This is a genomic window from Nocardia amamiensis (assembly GCF_015477605.1).
GTDB classification, from domain to species: domain Bacteria; phylum Actinomycetota; class Actinomycetes; order Mycobacteriales; family Mycobacteriaceae; genus Nocardia; species Nocardia amamiensis_A.
Genome location: NZ_JADLQX010000019.1, coordinates 132,327 through 149,048, shown reverse-complemented (window position 1 = coordinate 149,048; position 16,722 = coordinate 132,327). Strand labels below are relative to the sequence as shown.

Sequence of the window (16,722 nt, the reverse complement as noted above, 5' to 3'; positions counted from 1 at the left end):
ACATCCCCACTCCGGCCGGAGCCACGCCACGCGAGATCGGCACCGCGGCGACCGCCACGCTGTTGCCGATCGTGTCAGTCAACCAGGGCAAATCCACACGACCTTGACATTTCAGATTCCACAGAACCGCAGAGAAATCGGTCCTGGCGGTACGACCCGCTGGGCACTTACACCGATGAGCCGGATATCCAGACCTGGTGATGGGGTGACGGCTGCGTGCCGAAGTGCGTCCGGGTCCGGCAGAGTGTGCCGCCGCGTTCTGCCAGTTGCCGGCGCAGGCTGGTTTGTCGGCGACGCCGATCGCCTGGTGACGGTGTTCAGCGGACGGCTATGCCTGCCTCGATTGCAATGAAGGTCGCGACTTGACGCGGCTGCAGCGCAGTGGTGTCGATGACGTGGGCTTCCTGGCTGTGCCATTGGCGGGCGGCATCGTAGTCGTCAAGGTGGTCCAGGCGCCATGGTGAGTTCGGTTTGCTCGGATCGGTTTCGATACGCCGGAGGAGCTCATCGCGTTCTGCGTGGAGAACGAAGTGATGCAGTGGGACCGCGGCTTCTTCGAGGCCGGCGCGGATCTCTTGCCAGTATTGATGGACGAGAACTGACTGCGGGACGACGAGGACGCCGCCGACGTAGTCGAGGATCTGTGTCGCTGCGGCCACGACCAGTCCTCGCCAGGGCCGCCAGTCCTGGAAGTCCCGGACGATTTCGGTGGCGAGGACGTGTCGGAGCATGAGCCCGACCTCCTCCGTGTCGAAGATCCGCGACCCGGGAAGTAACGCGGTCAATTCCCGTGCTGTCGTCGACTTTCCGGCTCCAAAGCTTCCGTTCAGCCAGATGATCACGTTTCGAGCGTATCCGGGTCGGTTCGGCGTCGGTCCGGGTCGCAGCTTCAGCGCAGATCCTTGGCGAAGCAGTTCGACAGCGGCAGCACCTCGTACGGGGGGAAGATCGGGATGCGGTGGTAGCCGCTGCGTTCGTAGAAGCGGACGGCTTCCGGTTGCAGGTGGCCGGTCTGCAGGATCAGATGGCGGCTTCCGGCTGCGCGGGCGGCGTCCTCAGCGACGCTGTGCAGCAGCGCCGCGGCCCGCGCACCGCCGCCCGCGCACATCAAGCGCAACCGCCTGGGACGACGAGCACACCGATGGCGCCCAGCCCGAGATGCACCGCCAGCGCGGGTCCGAACTCGGCGACGATGAGTTCGCGTATGCCTGGAATGCGTTCGCGCAGCTGGCCCGCGATGGTGTGCGCGGCGTCCTCGGCGCCCAAATGCTGCACTCCCACCGCCGCACCGTCGACACCGGCCGCCTCGACGGCCGCTGCCACGAGCTTCGTGTACGCCTTGGATCGGGTGCGGACCTTCTCGCGCAGTTCGAGTCGCCCCTCGACGATGTGCAGCAGCGGCTTGGTGACCAGCTCGGTCGCGAAGAACGCCGCCGCCGACGACAGCCTGCCGCCGCGGCGCAGCTGCTCGGTGCGATTGACCAGGATGAACGTCCGGGCGCGCGCGGAGGCGGCGACCGCCGCGTCGTAGACGACGTCCAGCGGCGCCCCGGCCCGCGCCCGCCGGGCGGCGGCCAGTGCGGGCAGCCCCGTGGCCAGCCCGGCGCCCAGGGAGTCGACCAAGCGGACCCGATCGGCGGCATCCAGGTCGCGAACAGCCTGCCGTCCCGCCTCCCAGGTTCCGGACAGCTGCCGCGAAAGATGCACCGCCACAACGCCATCGCCGCCGCTGCGCGCCAACGCCTGCTCGTACACCGCGCGCAGCTCGCCGGGTGAAGCGGCCGAGGTGGTCACGGTGTCGGCGGCGTAGTCGATATCGACCGAGTCGACCCCCTCCCTGATCGCACGGTCGCCGATCAGCACGTGCAGGGGGACGACGGCGATATCCAGCTCGTCGAGGTGTTCGGCAGGGAGGCTGGCGGACGAATCGGTGACGACCACGACGGCCACGGACTACCGAACCTCCTGCAGGGTCTTGACCATCGCATTCGCCACCGCTGTGTGGCCCGCCCAGCCCCAATGGATGCCGTCCGGGTTCGCCTCGCCGGAGAAGATGTTGTCACGCACGGCGTCGGCCAAGTCGACCAGCGGCACCGAGGTCCGCTCCGACCAGGCTTGCAGCGCCGCGACAGCGCCCGGCCGACCGGAGTGCACGCGTCCGTAGGCGTCGCAGTTGTGCACCGAAGGCAGCACCGCGACAACCGGCAGATCGGGACGCAACTGCGCCAGCGCGGTGCGGGACTGTTCCAGATAGTCGACGCTCACCTTCGGAGGAAGCGCTACAGGGCGGCCGAGTTTCGAGAGTTTCGGCTGCAACCAGTTGTAGGTGGCGCGGACGGCGCGGCGCAGGGCGGGCGGACGCACGTAGCGGATCAGCTCGCGCAGCGCGGTCGGCAGCGGCGACGGCAGCGAGTCCATGCCGCCGACGGCGAACACCACCGCACCCGCGCGCGGCACCGCGGCCCACACCCGGGGATCGCCGATCAGCGCCCAGTAGGCGTCGCGGCAGGTCCAGCCGATCCGCGCGACCAGCTCGACATCCCAATCCAATTCGGCGGCAACCAGGTTCGGCCAGATCCGCGGATCGTCGGCGGGCAGGCCACCTTTCGGGCCGAAATAGGCCAATGAGTCGGCCAGCACCAGCAGCACCGGACGCGCGGTCGCATCCGGCTTGCCGGGCTCGTCGGCCACCGGTTCCATGATGGGAGACGTGGAGTCGGCCGCAAGAGCTTCGGAGGTCTCTTTCGCCACGGCGTCGCCCGATTCAGCTGCCGCGGCAGCGGACTCGACCACTGCACCGGTCAGCGCGGGCGATCCGGCCGAAGCCCCGAAAGTCTCCATGGCCACGGCATCGACTGATTCCGCTGCCACAGAACCGGATTCGACCACTGCACCGGTCAGCGCGGGCGATCCGGCCGAAGCCGGAGAAGTCTCCATGGCCACGCCGTCGCCCGATGCGACTGCCACAGCGGCGGATTCGACCACTACGCCGGTCAGAGCAGACGATTCGGCAAGCGCGGACGCGTCGTCGACGGTTACAGTGACCGGCTCGCCGCCGACTACCGAGACTTCGGAGTCGTCCGCCGCCGTTCCGACCGATGCGGAGCCGTTGCCCTCAGCCGCACCGGCGGGTCCATCACTATCGCCGACCGCGGACTCGACAGCACCGGATCGCGCGACGACGGGCTCATCGCCATCGCCATCGGCTCGAGCACCCGTCTGCACCCCGGTGGCGGCTTCCGCGGATACCGCCGCCACCGATCGATCGTCGTCCGCTTCCCCGCCGTCGGCTTCCTCGGCAGATGACTCGGCCGAGCCGCCGGATTCCCCCGCACCCGAGGACGCCGCCCCGGCCTGCGCTTCGGATTCCCGGGCAGCCGGTGCCGGTCCGCCGAACAACGCGTCCGGCAACTGCCGCTCGGCCTTCGCCGACACCTTACGAAACAGTTCGTCCGGGACCGATCTGATCGGCTCTTCAGAGGACATCTGGTGCTACCTTCGCCGCTGCGTTCCACACATCCAGACGCCAGCCGGGCTGTTCGATGCTCGGGCCGTGACTGCTCAGCTGCACCCAACTGGTGTTGGCCAATCCTCCGAGGATCGGCCAGTTCTGCGGCGGCAGGTCGAGCAGCGCGGCCGTGAGGGCGGCGATCAGCCCGCCGTGCGCCACCAGGATGATAGTCCGGCCCGGCCAGTCCTGCCGCTCGGCGAGCAACTCCTGGACAACCGGCAGCGACCGGGCGCCGACCTCGAGCTTGCTCTCACCGTTCGGGGGTGTGTAGCTCGCGTCCAGCCGCCACGCCATCCGCGCGCCCGGGTAATCCGCGTCCACCTCCAAGTGGGTGAGCCCCTCCCAGTCACCGAGGTTGGTCTCTCGCAGCCTGGTGTCGGGTACGACGGTGAGTCCGGTGTGGTCGGCCAACGCGGTCGCGGTGTCGAAGGCTCGCCGCAGATCCGACGAGAGGACCGCGATCGCATTGCGCGAAACCAATTCGTGGGCGGCCTCTTTGGCCTGCCTGCGGCCGAGTTCGGTGAGATCGGTGTCGATCTGGCCCTGCATCCGGTCGGTGGCGTTCCATTCGGTTTGCCCGTGGCGCAACAGGATAAGAGTGCGCACGCCGGCATGTCTGCTCACGACTCCGCCTCGCCTGCGCTCGGCCCCGTCGTGCGCAGCCGCGCGCTGTGCCTTTGGTTCACTCGCTGACGCTCGCTCACGGTCAGGCCTCGTCCTCTGTCACCGCGGCACGGGCACCTGGCCCGGCTCCGGTGACGCCTTCGACCGGAACGACCGGGCAGTCCTTCCAGAGGCGTTCCAGCGCATAGAAATTGCGCTCGTCGTTGTGCTGGATGTGCACCACGACGTCGACGTAGTCCAGCAGCGCCCAGCGACCTTCCCGGGTGCCCTCGCGCCGGACCGGCTTGTGCCCGGCGGCGCGCAGCTTCTCTTCCACGTTGTCGACGATGGCGTTCACCTGACGCTCGTTGGGCGCGGACGCGATCACGAAGCAGTCCGTGATCACCAGCTGCTCGGACACGTCCAGCACCACCACGTCGGACGCCAGCTTCTCGTCGGCAGCCCGCGCGGCGACCTGGGCGATCTCGACCGACTCCACCGAAGCACTCATGCCAGCACCTCGCCGGCGCTCGACTCCGGCTGGCTCATGCCCGCACCTTTGCGCTCGCTCACGCTCAGCTACCTTCCGCTGCTCCCGGCACATACAGGTGCCGCTTCGATATGTACTGCACCACCCCGTCGGGGACGAGGTACCACACCGGCCGGTTCTCGGCGGCGCGGCGACGGCATTCGCTCGACGAGATCGCCAACGCGGGGATTTCGATCATGGTCACCGCATCGGCCGGAAGATCTCGCAGATGGTCCTCGAGATGATCGGTGTTCAGCTCGTACCCCGGACGGCTCACCCCGACGAACTTCGCCAGTTCGAACAGTTCCGCCCAATCCTGCCATGTCAGGATGCTGGCCAACGCGTCCGCACCGGTGATGAAGTACAGCTGCGCGTCGGGATACTGCGCTTGCATCTCCCGCAGTGTGTCGACGGTGTAGGTGACCTTGCCGCGGTCGATGTCCGCACGGCTGACCGAGAACCGCGGATTGGAGGCGGTGGCGATCACCGTCATCAGGTAGCGGTCTTCGGCCGGGCTGACCCGCTCGTGTGACTTCTGCCACGGCTGCCCGGTCGGGACGAAGATCACTTCGTCCAGCTCGAAGCGGTGGGCGACCTCGCTGGCGGCGACCAGATGCCCGTGGTGGATGGGGTCGAACGTGCCGCCCATCACCCCGAGCTTGCGGCCGCGCCGACCTGTCTCGTGCATGACTGCCGAGCTTAACGGGTCGCCTCGGACCGGTCGGCAGGGCGGACATCGACTGGGGACACCCGCCCGCACACCGGCAGGTCACGGACTCGGCGCTAAGCGCCGGACTCCGGGACGCCACCCATCTTCAGCATGCGAGCCAGGTGAGCACGGGTGCGAGCGAGTTCGTCGGCCGCCTCCGCGGATTGCCCGGCCAGCGCGGTCAGCTCGGCGATCAGCGCCTTCATGGACGGGAGCCAGGGCCCCGGACCGGCGCCGCCGGAGACTTGGAGCCAGGCCGCCGACCGCAGACACCGTGCCCGCGCCGCTACCTCGCCCAGCCGTGCCCACAACTCGGCCGTGCGCTGGTAGGCCGCCACGGCCTCCTCGTCCTGCCCGCAGTGCTCCAGCGCGGTGGCGGCCGACCACGCGAGCTCCGCGTGCAGCGCCGACCGCTCCGGATCGTGCTCGACGAGGCGAGCGCCGTCGATGAAGTGGTGCGCGGCCTCGCGGTGCCGTTTCAGTGCGGTCAGGGATCGGCCGAATTGCTTGCGCACCACGGCCAGTTCGCCGGGCGGATACGGTATCTCGGCGCCGGCGAGCGCCTGTTCGAACAGGGCGACTGCCTCACCATGGCGTTCGGCGCGGTGGAACGCGCGGGCGGCGACCAGAGTGTGGTGCAGCGCGTCCGGTTCGGACAGTCCTTCCCAGCGAGCGGCGGCACGCACCGCGGCGTCGGCGAGGTCGAGCGCGCGGTCCGGCTGGCTCGCGATGGCGATGACCAGCTGTGCACCCAGCCGGGCGGCCTCCTCCCGCGGCAACACCGGCGTACCGAGCGCCAGGGCCTCCCGCAGGTGGGCCTCCGCCTCCTCGGGTGCGTCGCCGAGCCGGGCGGCGCCGAGTTCGGAGAGCCGCCGCACCTCGGCGGGCAGATCGCCGGAGAGTTCCGCGGGGGCCCCGGACAGCGCGCTCGTCGCACGGGGCAACCGGCTGCGCAGGCCGAGCGGCAGTCCGTCCAGCAGGGGCTGGGCGGCGAGCCGGGCGGCCGTGCGCAGGCTGACCGCACTGTTGCCGTTGCGGGCGTCGTAGCGGGCGCACAGCGCGCCGATCTCCACTTCGAGGTCCGCGCGGATCGACTCCACGGTCCCGGACCCGAGCGGGAGATCGCCCAACCGCAGCGCCACCAGTCTGCGCAGCAGCACGCACACGCCGGTCGCGAACGCGAGCCGTGCGGCGGCGTCGGCATTTGGATCGGTGAGCCAGCTCGCGTGTTCGGCGAGGATCTCCAGCCCGCGCGCCTCGTTCCCGGTCATGGCGCAGAACTCGGCGTGCAGCGCCACCGAGGCCCGGAGGTCCTCGGTGTGCCGGACCAGGGGGTATCCGGTCAGATGCGCGCTGCGCGCGGCGGCGACGCGACCGGTGCGCACCAGCGGGAGCAACGCCTCGGCCAGCACCCGGTGTGGTTCTTCGGCACAGGTCCGGTCGCCGTCGAGCACGGGCTGCCAGTGCGCGAGGCCTGCCTCGTCGTCGCCGAGGGCCACGGCGGCCGTGCCCCATTCGTTGCGCTCGCAGGCGTCGCAGTCGGACATGCTGTCGCGCGGGGCGGCCATCGCCGCCTCCAGCCACTCGGTGGCGGCTGCACTGTCACCGGTCTTGCGTGCGAGTTCGGCGCGCAGCGCCAGCACCGGGCGCAGACTGTATCCGCGTTGGCGAAAGCGGTTGTCGAGCTCGTCGAACCATCGGTGAACCGTGGGCAGCGGAATCGAGGGGTTGTCGATCATTCCCCAGGTCATCCACTTCAGATGCCAATGCACGGAATGGCTCATCGGTCCCAGCTCGACGGGGTGATCGTCGTAGATGCGCAGCAGCCTGCCATAGGCGACCGGCACCAGATCGCGTTCCCCCGCCAAGGTGTACGACTTGGCCAGTTCCAGCAGCACACGGCCTTCGAGCGCGCGGTCCGGTCCCGCTTTCGCGGCCGCGGCCAGCGTTTCGAGTCGCTCGTTCCGCATACGGCTGTGCGGCAGCGCGGAGACCTGCGCCAACTCCGTGGTGATCGTGGCGGTGTCCATGCTCACTCGGTCCCTTCGCCGCGATGCGTTGCCCAGCCGAGGAATTCGCCGAAGGCGCGGTTCAGCAGTGCCGTGTCGGCCGCGGTGAGCGGGCGATGGGTCATCAGGAGAGCCTGGCCGTACAGCGATTCCACGGCCGTCTTCAGCAATCCAGGGTCGTCGATGCGGGTCAGTCTGCGCAGGATCGGGCTGTGGTAGTTCAGGACGAGCCGGGCACGTGGCGCGGCGTCCGCCAACGCGCCGAGGATCTCCGACCACAATTCGTCCGCGCCTTCTGCGGTCTGTGCCCTGGCTCGTTCCGTACGGGCGGCGCGTCCCTCGAGGTAGAGCGCGGGCACCGATACCGGGTGGAAAGCCCGGACGATCACGTCGCACGACAGCGAGTCGAGCACGGTGCGCGCCAGCGCGAGCACCGGAGCGAGCGCCAGCTCCTCGGCCGGTTCGACGGGATCGAGCGCCGCCGTGATCGCCTCCGCGTCGAGTTCGACCACCTCGACGCCGGGCACCAGCCGCGGCAACTGCGCGACCAAGTCGCGGTCGTAAGCGTACCCGCCGTTGACGACTCCGATCCCCTGCGCGGCGGCGGTCGAGGCCACCTGGCGGAACTCCTCGACCGTCGAGGTCACCCTGACCGTGCGATGGTTGCGGGCGAACTCGGTCAGCGGCACGCGTCCGTCGGTGGTCTCGAAACTCAAGTGCGGCAGCATGATCCGAAGCAGGTCGAGCGAATGCCTGGCCATCGCCTTCACCCCGAGTGCGTGCACCGACAGGAAGGCGGCCAGCCGACGCGGCTGCTCGACGGCGATCTCGGTGAGCCAGTCCCGGATCTGGTCGCCGAGTACCTCCCGGACGACGGCCAGCCGCTCGTCCTCGTAGAGCCCTTCCCGCGACGCGGTCGGCCGCAGCGTGTCGGTGTCGATCACACAGCGCACGAAGAACGCCCAGTCCGGGAGCACGCCGCGCACCGCGTCACCCAGCAGCATCCCCTTCAGATACACCCGGTGCGCACTGCTCTCGGTCGGGTTCCCCGGCTGCGAGAGCACATAGGCCACCCCGCTGACCCCTGCCGCACCGGCATCGAGATCGATCACGTCGAGCGGCGGGAAACCCAGCGTCCGGTGACCATACTCGAGCAAGGCGTCTCTGCGGTCCTCCGCGGTCGCGTATGCGCGCCGCCACACCGGAACGCCGTCGGTGACCGACTCCACGACACCATCGGATTCCACGGTCACCTCGTAGGGCAGCAGCGACCCGAATTCGCGCGCCAGATCGAGCACCCGCCGCGGTTGGAACCATGCTCGCGCCCCGCCGCGCGGGGTGAGCCACACCGTGGTGCCCGGCTCCGGATGCTCGTCGGGGTCGAGCGCGCGCACCACGTACGTGCCGTCGGCGGCGGCCAGCCACTCGACCGGCGGAGCCGTGGTGTCGGTGGCGGATCGGGTGACCACGCGGATGGTCTCGGCGACCGTGAAGCAAGCCAGCAGCCCGATGCCGAACTGCCCGAGAAACTCTCGCCGCGCGCCTTCGATGTCGTCACGCTTGGACGAGCGACCGATCGTGGCCAGGAACCGGTGCACCTCGGCTTCGGTGAGACCGACACCGGGATCGCTGATCCGCAGCCCCGAATCCTCCACTACGAGGCGAATCACGGTGGGCGCCAAGGCGTCCCGGCTGGCACGCGCGGTGACCGCGTCGACGGCGTTCTGCAACAGCTCACGCAGGTAGACCCGCGGGCCGGAGTAGAGGTGATGGGAGAGCAGATCGACGATCCCACGCAGATCGACCTGGAACGAATAACTGTTGTGTACCGCCGCCGGACCGTGCGGCGTTCTGTTCACCATGGTCGCCGATCTTGTCGGCGTGCGCCAAAAGTTACCTTAACGAAGGCTTTTCGGCCTCGCGGTCGACGTCAGCGTCGCACGATCGGCTCGGACGACAGGACGATCGGACCGCATATGCGCCGGCGGAGACCGTACCCCTGGCTATCTTTCCTGCTGGAAGCGTTGAACATTCAAACGAAGGCGGCCCGCGAATCGCCGGTGTTGCCGAACCGGGCGGCTACAGCCGACACCCGTTGTTAGGGTCTGCACCTGCAGGCGCAAGGCGTCTGCCCGGGGCGACGATGTCTACGGACACAGCTCGATCACCTCGGACGAATGACCGATCCAAGCTGTGCACACTTCGATTCGGAGGAGGACCTTTTGCGATTCGTCAAAGCAGGTGCCATCGCCGTGGCACTGGCCTGTTCGACCGTCGCCGGCGCGGGCGCGGCGCAGGCCGACCAGATCATCGTCGTGAACGCGCAACTGCTGACCTGTGCCCTCGACGCCGGAGTGAACCTGGGGGCGAATGTCGGCCTCGGCCTCATCACCGTGTCCGACCAGGTGTACGCCGACCTGCACGCCGCCGGCTGCCTCCACTGAGTCCGCTGGGTCCGTCTGGCCTGTCGCAAGCCGCGACGGGTCAGACGGGCTCCCGCTCGTCGGCTCAGGCGGTGGGGCGCTTGGACTTCGGTAGTTTGCGCACGATCGCTTCGTAGGACAGGTCGACCAGCTCGTACAGTTCGTCCTCTGGGATCGTGCCCGTGAGCCGGATGGTGTTCCAGCCGTACCGGCCGATATAGGCCGATGCCGCCACGTCGTCCGGGTACACCCGGACCAGTTCGTCGGCCTCCTCGCGGGTACGTCCGCATTTGAGGCCAACCGAGGTAGCCCCGAGGAAAGCGAATATCTTGTCGCCGACCTTGGCGACGACATCACCCTCCCAGGGTTCGTCCTGCCAGGCGCCCGGCTTGGCCAGGCAGTACGTCAGCAGTACGGCGTCGTCCATGCCCGTCTCCTACACCGGCAGCAGCCGGGACACGACCGCGGTGAGCTGTTTGGCCGAGCGGCATTCGTGCATCTCGATCACCTCGCGGTACTTGTCCGCGGCGGAATCACCGGTGCCCCACTGGTCGCGGCGTTCCGGATTGAGCCAGTGGGCGTGCTTGGCGACCCCGACCAGCGACCGCAGTGTGTCCGGCCGCGGGTCACGGTAGTTCGTGCGGGCGTCACCGAGGATGAGCAGCGAACTGCGACTCGTGACGGCGTCCGGGTAGTCCCTGGCAAACCCGGCCAGCGCATGGCCGTAGTCGGAGTGCCCGTCGAAGCCCGCCACGTTCGCCTCGCGGAAGATCCTGGTCATCGCCTGGTCCAGCTGGGTGCGCGGGTCGAAGAACCGGGTCACCTCGTCGACCTGGTCGACGAACGCGAAGATCCGCACCCGGGAGAACTGTTCGCGCAACGCGCTCACCAACAGCAGCGTGAAGTTGCTGAAACCGGCCACCGAGCCGGAGACATCACACAGCAGCACCAGTTCCGGGCGGCCGGGCCGCGGCTTGCGGTTCACCAGATCGATCGGCACGCCGCCGGTCGACATGGATCTGCGCAGGGTGCGGCGCAGATCGATCTCGCCGCGGCGGGCGTGCCTGCGCCGCGCGGCCAGACGCGAGGCCAGGATGCGGGCCAAACGCTGGGTGCTGCGTTTGAGTTCGGCGAGTTCGGCCTCGGAGGCGCGCAGGAAATCGACCTCCTCGGCTTGGCGGGCGACGCCGTAGCCGGCCACCCGCTCGCGGCCGATCCGTTCGGCGACCCGGCGCCTGGTCTCGGCCTCGACAGTCGTGCGGAAGCCGGCGATGCGTTGCCGGGCCGCGCGGCGGGCGATCTCCATGTCGAAGTCACTGGTGTCCGGTCCCGCGGCCAGCCCGGCGAGAATCTTGGCCAGCAAGGTCTGCGGCTGCACCTCTTTCAGCGCTTTGTACGCCGAGAACGACGAGTGGCTGGCGGCCTGGTACTGACCGAGCTGCTCGACCAGCTGTGCGGCCAGCGCCTCCAGTCGCGCGGTCGCGTCCTGGGTGAGCAAGTCGGCGAGCAGCTCGCGCAACGCGGGGATATCCACGTCACCGGATGGCGTACGGGGAATCTCGACCTCATCCGCCACCGCGGTGCGTTCCCCCAACGCGGCCGGGAACCAGAGGTCGAACAGCCCGTCGAAGGTCGCGCGGTCGGTCGTGCGCCGCAGCAGCGCGCAGGCCAAGCCCTCGCGGACGACCTCACGGTCCATCAGGTCGAGGACGGTCACCACGCGGCCCGCGTCCACCGTCTCCGACGGCCCGACCGGGATCCCGCGCCCGCGCAGCGCCTCGACGAATCCGACCAGGTGGCCGGGGAGCCCGTGCGGCGCGCTCAGCGACGCGACATCCGCAGGGACCGATCCCGCCGCCATGGCTCAGGCCAGCTTCAGTTCGGCCAGCGCGCGCTGGTGATCGCTCTGGTGCTTCAGCACGACGCCGAGGGTGGCGCGGACGGTCGTGTCGTCCAGATCGCGCAGGCCGAGCGCGAGCAGCGTGCGGCCCCAGTCGATCGACTCGGCGACCGAGGGCAGCTTCTTCAACTGCATCCCACGCAGCACGTGCACGATCCGCACCAGCTGCGCGGCGACGGCGGCGGACAGCTCGGGCACCCGGCTGGCCAGGATGCGCCGCTCCAGTTCCTCGTCGGGGAAGTCCAGGTGCAGATAGAGGCAGCGGCGTTTGAGCGCCTCGGAGAGATCGCGGGTGGCGTTCGAGGTGAGCACCACGAACGGCTTGCGGCTGGCGGTGATGGTGCCCAGCTCCGGCACCGTCACCGCGAAGTCGCTGAGCACCTCCAGCAGGAGGCCCTCGATCTCGATGTCGGCCTTGTCGGTCTCATCGATCAGCAGCACAGTGGGATCGGTGCGCCGGATCGCGGTGAGCAGCGGCCGCGACAGCAGGAACTCCTCGGTGAAGACGTCGGCCTTCGTCTCCTCCCAGTCGTTCTCGCTGGAGGCCTGAATGCGCAGGATCTGCTTGGCGTGGTTCCACTCGTACAGCGCGCGGGCCTCGTCGACGCCCTCGTAGCACTGCAACCGGACGAGTTCGGCGCCCGAGGTCTGCGCGACCGCGCGCGCCAACTCGGTCTTGCCGACGCCCGCCGGTCCCTCGATCAGCAGCGGCTTGCCCAGCCGATCGGCGAGGAACACCGACGTGGCGGTGGCCTTGTCCGCCAGGTACCCCGTGCTCGCCAAGCGCTCGATCACATCGTCCACCGATGCGAAGACCGGTTCCTGACTCGTACTGTCCGACACCGCCGCGTACCTTTCTTCCGAACCCTCCCTCACGGTACGGCAGCGCCGATCCGGCGTCGTCCGCGGCCGGCGCGAGTCAGACGGGCCGGATCTGGCCTTCGCCCCAGACGATCCACTTCGTCGAGGTCAGCTCCGGCAGCGCCATCGGGCCGCGGGCGTGCAGCTTCTGCGTCGAGATGCCGATCTCGGCGCCGAAGCCGAACTGCTCCCCGTCGGTGAACGCGGTGGAGGCGTTCACCATGACGGCGGCGGCGTCGACGCGGCTGGTGAACTCGCGCGCGGCGGACAGGTCGCCGGTGACGATGGCCTCGGTGTGGCCGGTGCCCCAGGTGTTGATGTGCTCCACCGCCGCGTCCAGGTCGTCGACCACCTTGAGCGCGATGTCCAAGGTGAGGTATTCCTGCCCCCAGTCGGCGTCGGTCGCCGGAACCTGGCCGGGCAGGTCGCCGTGGATGGTGACGTCGTGCCGCTGCAGAGCCTCGGTGAGCTTCGGCACCGCGGTGTCGGCGATCGCCGCGTCGATCAGGACGGTCTCGGCCGCGTTGCACACGCTGGGGCGGCGGGTCTTGGCGTTGATCAGGATCTGCTCGGCCATGTCCAGATCGGCGGCGGCGTGCACGTAGACGTGGCAGTTGCCGGTACCGGTCTCGATGGTGGGCACCTGCGCGTCGCGGACGACCGCGTTGATCAGTCCGGCGCCGCCGCGCGGAATGACGACGTCGACCAGGCCGCGGGCCTGGATCAGGTGGGTGACGCTGGAGCGGTCCTCGCTCGGCAGCAGTTGCACCGCGTCGGCCGGAATATCTTGCGCGACAAGGGATTCGCGCAGCACGGCGACGAGGGCGGCGTTGGAGCGGGCGGCCGAGGACGAGCCGCGCAGCAGGGCGGCGTTGCCGGACTTGAGGGCGAGCCCGAACGCGTCGACCGTGACGTTCGGCCTGGCTTCGTACACCATGCCGACCACACCGAGCGGCACCCGCACCTGCTTGATCTCCAGGCCGTTCGGCAAGGTCGAGCCGCGGACCACCACGCCGACCGGATCGGGCAGCCCGGCCACCTGGCGCAGTCCGGAGGCGATGCCGTCGATCCGCGCCTTGGTCAGCCGCAAGCGGTCGAGCAGCGACTCCTCGGTGCCCGCGGCCTGTGCGGCGGCGATGTCCTCGGCATTGGCGGCGAGCACCCGATCGGCGGCGGCCAGCAGCGCGTCGGCTGCGGCGTGCAGCGCCTCGTTCTTCCGCGCGGTCGTCAGCCGTGCCAGCGTCCGCGACGCGACTCGGGCTTTGCGCGCGGCCTCGTGCACCGCCTCGCGGACATCCGGCTGGGTCGTCGTTCCTACCGTCATGGGTACAGCCTACGCACCGGCGGCACTGCCGATTCCACCTGCTGGGGCACGTCGGCATCCGGTCGCGAGAACGTCCGCGTCGATCGCCCCGGACGCGTGCGCGTTGGTTGCCGCGCGGGTGGTCGATGGATGCGGGGCGGCGATCGGCGGAAATCGGCTATCGCCCGCCGGTATCGGATAGTCGAACGTCGCGGTCCCGGACAGCGGCCGTCATCGACGCGATTCGGGAGTTCGGCCGCACGTTCTCTTTGCGCACGGTACCCCGACAGGCTCGAGGCGGTGGGGAACGCCTCCCGCAGGTCGGGCACGTGACTACGTGCACGGCGCGGGTTCGGCGACTACCGTCCGGCGGTATGACGGCCGAATCGGACGCTCCGGCGATCGTGGTGCTCGGCAGCATCAACATGGATCTGGTGACCACGACCGCGCGGCGGCCCGTTCCCGGGGAGACCGTGCTGGGCACGAGCTTCGCCACGGTGCCAGGCGGGAAGGGCGCCAATCAGGCCATCGCTGCGCGGCGAGCCGGTGCGGCGGTGCGATTCCTCGGTGCGGTCGGTGCGGACCTGTTCGCCGCCGAGCTGCGCAGAACGCTCACCGATTCCGCCGTGTCCGTCGACGGGCTGCGCACGGTGGCCGGGCCGAGTGGCATCGCCACGATCGTCCTCGACAGCGACGGCGAGAACAGCATCATCGTCGTCGGCGGCGCCAACGCAGGGATGACCGAGCTCACCGAGGACGACCTGGCGGCCATCGCGGCGGCCGATATCCTCGTGTGCCAGTTGGAGATTCCCATCGATACGGTGGCCGCCGCCGCGCACCACGCCCGCGCGCACGCTACGACCGTCCTGCTGAATCCCTCGCCGGTCCGCCGCCTGCCCGCGGACCTGTGGGCGGACGTTGATGTGGCCGTGGTGAATTCGGGCGAAGCCGAGCAGCTGCGCGACGATCTAGAGCAGGTCCCGCACGTGGTGGTGACGCGTGGTGCGGCAGGCGCGGACTACCGCGGCCCGGGCGATACGCGGCTGTCGTGCCCCAGCCCGCAGGTGGACGTCGTCGACACCACCGGGGCGGGTGACGCGTTCACCGGCGCGCTGGCCGCCGCTTGGCACCGCGGCCCGGAATGGGCGCTGACCTGGGCCTGCGCCGCCGGTGCGCTGGCCACCACCACGCTGGGAGCGAGCAGCTCGCTGCCGACCCGGGAAGAGATCACCGCCGCACTGGTCGCGGAATGACGACGCGCGCCCCCGCTCCCGGTGCGCCCGAGCAAGAGCGGCCGCCAGGCCGAATCGGATCACCGCCGACCGCGACAGGACGCTGATCGCCGGGTACGGGCGCGCAACTCGACTCCCCCGCGCGCGTGCGCCGATGTCGCGGTTAACACGGCTGCGACCCTGGTCCTCATCCCGCCCCCACACCGCGGTGATCGCCGAATATGGGCGCGCGTGCCTCGGCTCCCCGTGGGCCCGAACCGATATCGTTGTACGCATGGCCACGCCGGATCGCATCCCCGCCGACGGCGACACCGCACTGATCGACCAGCTGGACGCCTCCATGATCGCGCTGAGCTTCGTCGACAACGCGGGCATCACGCGGGTGAAAGCGGTGCCCAAACAGCGGCTCGACCTGGCGTCCTGGTACGGGGTCGGCGTGTCCCCGTGCTTCGAGACCTTCGCCTTCGACGACCTGATGACGGTCGGGCGCTATCTCGGCGGTCCCGACGGGGATCTGCGGCTCGTCCCGGATCTGTCCAAACTGACCGAACTGGCCTGCCAGCCCGGCTGGGCGTGGGCGCCCGCCGACAAGTACACCCAGGACGGCACCCGCTTCGTCGCCTGTCAGCGCCACTTCGCGGCCCGCCAGGCGGACGCTGCCCGTGCGGCGGGGCTGGGGTTGTCCATGGCATTCGAGACCGAATGGTCCGTAGGCCGGGACGACGACACGGACGGTTTCACACCGGCCGTGCACGGCCCCGCCTACGGCATCGTGCGGCTCGGGCAGGTCGCCGAGTACGCCGCCGACCTGGTCGCGGCACTGGACCGGCAGGGTGTCGCGGTGGCCCAGTTCCACCCGGAATACGCGCTCGGGCAACTGGAGTTGTCGGTGGAGCCGTCCGAACCGGTCACCGCCGCGGACGAGGCCGTCCTGGTCCGGCATACGATCCGTCAGGTGAGCGCGCGGCACGGCTGGCGCGCGCTGCTGGCCCCGTGCATCGAACCGGGCGGCGCCGGTTCCGGAGCGCACCTGCATCTGTCCGTACACGACGACGAGGGACCCCTCTTCGCGGGCGGTGACGGTCCGCACGGTATCCGGCGCACCGGCGAGGCGTTCTTGGCGGGCGTGCTGCGTGAACTGCCCGCGCTGGTCGCGGTCGGCGCGGGCAATCCGGCGAGCTTCCTGCGGCTGGAGCCGTCGCGCTGGGCCGGGGTGTGGCAGTGCTGGGGTCGCGAGACCAGAGAGGCGGCGCTGCGCTTCATCACCGGGATACGCGGCACCGAAGGGTGGGCGGCCAACGCCGAGATCAAGTGCTTCGACGCGACCGGCAATCCGTACCTGATCGTCGGCTCGGTGATCGCGGCCGGGCTCGCCGGCATAGCCGAACAGTTGCATTTGCCTGCCGAAATCACCGGGGACCCGGTGACTTTCGATGCCGAAGCCCGCAGGATGTCGGATGTGCGGCGACTGCCGACCACACCGGCCGAAGCCGCCGACCACCTCGCCGCATCCCGGGTGCTCGCCACCGCGATGGGCGCCGAGCTGCACGACGCGCTGCTCACCGTGCGGCGCGCGGAAGCCGAGCGATACGCCGACGCGAGCGCCGAAGAAATCGTCGCCCTGACGCGCTGGCGGTTCTGA

16 protein-coding genes are annotated in these 16,722 nt (G+C 69.7%); 3 read left to right on the top strand and 13 right to left on the bottom strand.

What is annotated here, in order from left to right; all coding sequences use genetic code 11:
- Positions 1–317: 317 nt before the first annotated feature.
- The 9 genes from IU459_RS24385 to IU459_RS24345 all read right to left on the bottom strand — a co-directional run bounded on the left by IU459_RS24385 (position 318) and on the right by IU459_RS24345 (position 9,223).
- Positions 318–842 (bottom strand): AAA family ATPase, encoded by a 525-nt coding sequence (locus IU459_RS24385; protein WP_195131882.1) that lies wholly within the window; start codon positions 840–842, stop codon positions 318–320.
- 47 nt (positions 843–889) lie between these two features.
- Positions 890–1,108, bottom strand: a complete 219-nt coding sequence (locus IU459_RS24380) for a hypothetical protein (RefSeq protein WP_228838425.1) — start codon at positions 1,106–1,108, stop codon at positions 890–892.
- Positions 1,108–1,950 carry a DegV family protein gene (locus IU459_RS24375; protein ID WP_195131881.1) on the bottom strand — a complete coding sequence of 281 codons (843 nt, stop codon included), beginning with the start codon at positions 1,948–1,950 and terminating at the stop codon, positions 1,108–1,110. Before IU459_RS24375 ends, IU459_RS24380 begins: the two co-directional genes overlap by 1 nt.
- Positions 1,951–1,953: 3 nt before the next feature.
- On the bottom strand, positions 1,954–2,700 hold the full coding sequence (gene octT / locus IU459_RS39785; protein WP_195131898.1) for a diglucosylglycerate octanoyltransferase: 747 nt from the start codon (positions 2,698–2,700) through the stop codon (positions 1,954–1,956).
- A gap of 775 nt (positions 2,701–3,475) precedes the next feature.
- Complete coding sequence (locus tag IU459_RS24365) at positions 3,476–4,135, bottom strand: histidine phosphatase family protein (RefSeq protein ID WP_195131880.1); 660 nt, start codon at positions 4,133–4,135, stop codon at positions 3,476–3,478.
- Between the two features lie 82 nt (positions 4,136–4,217).
- Positions 4,218–4,625 carry a ribosome silencing factor gene (gene rsfS, locus IU459_RS24360; RefSeq protein ID WP_195131879.1) on the bottom strand — a complete coding sequence of 136 codons (408 nt, stop codon included), beginning with the start codon at positions 4,623–4,625 and terminating at the stop codon, positions 4,218–4,220.
- A gap of 64 nt (positions 4,626–4,689) precedes the next feature.
- Positions 4,690–5,331: a nicotinate-nucleotide adenylyltransferase gene (nadD, locus tag IU459_RS24355; RefSeq protein WP_195131878.1), complete on the bottom strand. Its 642-nt coding sequence runs from the start codon at positions 5,329–5,331 to the stop codon at positions 4,690–4,692.
- A gap of 95 nt (positions 5,332–5,426) precedes the next feature.
- A complete protein-coding gene (locus IU459_RS24350; RefSeq protein WP_228838423.1) occupies positions 5,427–7,382 on the bottom strand; it encodes a hypothetical protein in 1,956 nt (651 codons plus the stop codon).
- 2 nt (positions 7,383–7,384) lie between these two features.
- Positions 7,385–9,223, bottom strand: a complete 1,839-nt coding sequence (locus tag IU459_RS24345; RefSeq protein ID WP_195131876.1) for an HSP90 family protein — start codon at positions 9,221–9,223, stop codon at positions 7,385–7,387.
- Between the two features lie 360 nt (positions 9,224–9,583).
- Between IU459_RS24345 and IU459_RS24340 the strand changes: the two genes are divergently transcribed.
- On the top strand, positions 9,584–9,805 hold the full coding sequence (locus IU459_RS24340) for a hypothetical protein (RefSeq protein ID WP_195131875.1): 222 nt from the start codon (positions 9,584–9,586) through the stop codon (positions 9,803–9,805).
- Between the two features lie 64 nt (positions 9,806–9,869).
- On the opposite strand, the gene IU459_RS24335 is transcribed toward IU459_RS24340, so the two are convergent.
- The 4 genes from IU459_RS24335 to IU459_RS24320 all read right to left on the bottom strand — a co-directional run bounded on the left by IU459_RS24335 (position 9,870) and on the right by IU459_RS24320 (position 13,869).
- On the bottom strand, positions 9,870–10,211 hold the full coding sequence (locus tag IU459_RS24335) for an MmcQ/YjbR family DNA-binding protein (protein ID WP_195131874.1): 342 nt from the start codon (positions 10,209–10,211) through the stop codon (positions 9,870–9,872).
- 9 nt (positions 10,212–10,220) lie between these two features.
- Entirely contained in the window at positions 10,221–11,645 is a 1,425-nt protein-coding gene (locus IU459_RS24330) for a vWA domain-containing protein (protein ID WP_195131873.1), read from the bottom strand.
- 3 nt (positions 11,646–11,648) lie between these two features.
- Complete coding sequence (locus IU459_RS24325) at positions 11,649–12,527, bottom strand: AAA family ATPase (protein WP_195131872.1); 879 nt, start codon at positions 12,525–12,527, stop codon at positions 11,649–11,651.
- A 76-nt stretch (positions 12,528–12,603) separates the two neighbouring features.
- Positions 12,604–13,869 carry a glutamate-5-semialdehyde dehydrogenase gene (locus IU459_RS24320; RefSeq protein WP_195131871.1) on the bottom strand — a complete coding sequence of 422 codons (1,266 nt, stop codon included), beginning with the start codon at positions 13,867–13,869 and terminating at the stop codon, positions 12,604–12,606.
- Positions 13,870–14,222: 353 nt separating this feature from the next.
- On the opposite strand from IU459_RS24320, the gene IU459_RS24315 reads away from it, so the two are divergent.
- Together IU459_RS24315 and IU459_RS24310 are read left to right on the top strand one after the other, a co-directional pair.
- The gene (locus IU459_RS24315) at positions 14,223–15,101 is read left to right on the top strand and encodes a ribokinase (protein WP_195131870.1); all 879 of its coding nucleotides are present in this window, start codon (positions 14,223–14,225) and stop codon (positions 15,099–15,101) included.
- A gap of 253 nt (positions 15,102–15,354) precedes the next feature.
- A complete protein-coding gene (locus IU459_RS24310; RefSeq protein ID WP_195131869.1) occupies positions 15,355–16,722 on the top strand; it encodes a glutamine synthetase family protein in 1,368 nt (455 codons plus the stop codon).